Source organism: Marinobacter sp. ELB17, from assembly GCF_000169375.1.
GTDB lineage: Bacteria > Pseudomonadota > Gammaproteobacteria > Pseudomonadales > Oleiphilaceae > Marinobacter.
Map to the genome: position 1 here is coordinate 1 of NZ_AAXY01000071.1, position 1,641 is coordinate 1,641.

Annotated in this window: 2 protein-coding genes; one reads left to right on the top strand and one right to left on the bottom strand. The window is 53.2% G+C overall.

Annotated elements, in window-relative coordinates:
* Window positions 1-1,331, top strand: a 1,331-nt coding sequence (locus tag MELB17_RS23045; protein ID WP_007352757.1) for an ABC transporter substrate-binding protein, incomplete at its 5' end; no start/stop codon positions are given.
* A 104-nt stretch (window positions 1,332-1,435) separates the two neighbouring features.
* Here the strand turns inward: MELB17_RS23045 and MELB17_RS26020 are convergent.
* Window positions 1,436-1,641: hypothetical protein (locus tag MELB17_RS26020; RefSeq protein WP_007352758.1), on the bottom strand; the 206-nt coding region annotated here is incomplete at its 5' end.

The following is a 1,641-nucleotide window of genomic DNA, read 5'->3' on the forward strand; positions in this document are numbered from 1 at the left end:
CGCATTTCCGCTACGGAAAAGTGGAGTCCATTGACGCCATCATGAATGGCGCGGGTAAAGACCTTACTCTGCCGACTCTGGATCTTGAAGACTTTATAGGCCTGGACTTTACCACTGGGCCCGATGGCGTGCTTTATCAGCTTCCGACTCAGCAGTTCGCCAACCTGTATTGGTTCCGGGCTGACTGGTTTGAGCGTGAAGACCTGAAAAAGCAGTTTGCGGATCTCTACGGATATGATCTTGGTGTTCCGGTGAATTGGTCTGCGTACGAAGACATCGCGGAGTTCTTTTCGGTTCATGTTAAAGAAATTGATGGCGAGAAAGTATACGGCCACATGGACTACGGCAAGAAAGACCCGTCTCTTGGCTGGCGCTTCACCGATGCTTGGTTCTCAATGGCCGGTGGCGGCGACAAAGGCCTGCCTAACGGCTTGCCGGTTGACGAGTGGGGCATTCGGGTTGACGAGTGTCGCCCGGTCGGGTCTAACATGTCCCGCGGTGGCGCAACAAACGCCCCGGCAGCGGTTTACGCGACCACCAAGTACGTCGAATGGATGCAAAAGTACGCGCCGCCCGAAGCAACGGGTATGACCTTCTCTGAATCTGGCCCAGTCCCTGCCCAGGGCGCAATTGCCCAGCAGATTTTCTGGTACACGGCCTTCACCGCCAGCATGATTGAAGAAGGACTGCCGGTTGTAAATGAAGACGGTTCTCCGAAATGGCGTATGGCGCCTTCGCCCCGCGGTCCCTACTGGGAAGAGGGCATGAAGTTGGGCTATCAGGACGTAGGTGCCTGGACGTTCATGAAGTCCACTCCTGAGAAGCGCCGCCTGGCGGCTTGGTTGTACGCCCAGTTCACGGTTTCCAAGACTGTGTCTCTGGAAAAAACCGTCGCTGGCCTGACGCCGATCCGCGAGTCTGACCTCAACTCTGACGTAATGACGGAAATGGCGCCGAAGCTTGGTGGTTTGGTTGAGTTCTATCGCAGTCCTGCACGGGTTCAATGGACGCCGACTGGCACCAACGTTCCTGATTATCCGAAGCTGGCCCAATTGTGGTGGCAGTACGTTTCTCAAGCAGCCAGTGGTGAAGCGACTCCTCAGGAAGCTTTGGATGGCCTGGCCGATGCTCAAGATCGCGTATTGGAGCGCTTGGAGCGTGCCAACGTACTTTCGACTTGTGGTCCTAAGCTTAACGAGCCGCGTGACCCGCAGTACTGGCTGGATCAGCCGGGCGCACCGAAGCCCAAGCTGGCCAACGAGAAAGTACAAGGCGTAACCGTACCTTACAATGAACTGCTTAAATCTTGGGAAGACGCTCGTAAGAGCTAATTCCTGAAGACCAATGCCTGCCGTAGTCGAACCCATCGATTGCGGCAGGCATTTCACCATGACCATGATGAGTCTGGTTGATTTCTTTTCCCCCTCCAATTACATTAGTTTTGATGATCTCTTTTGGCCCGCACGTTTTTGTTGGCCTTATCTGCTTTTTTGCTCAGTTCATTTTGGGCTAGTGGTGAGAGTACAAAAATATGAATAAAATCTCGGTTATTCACCGGCTCTATGCTGGTTTTGCAATTCTCTGTTTGATCATTGTTAGTTGGGGTGTGTTTAACAGTCGAATTATGTCGTCTTTTTCGGA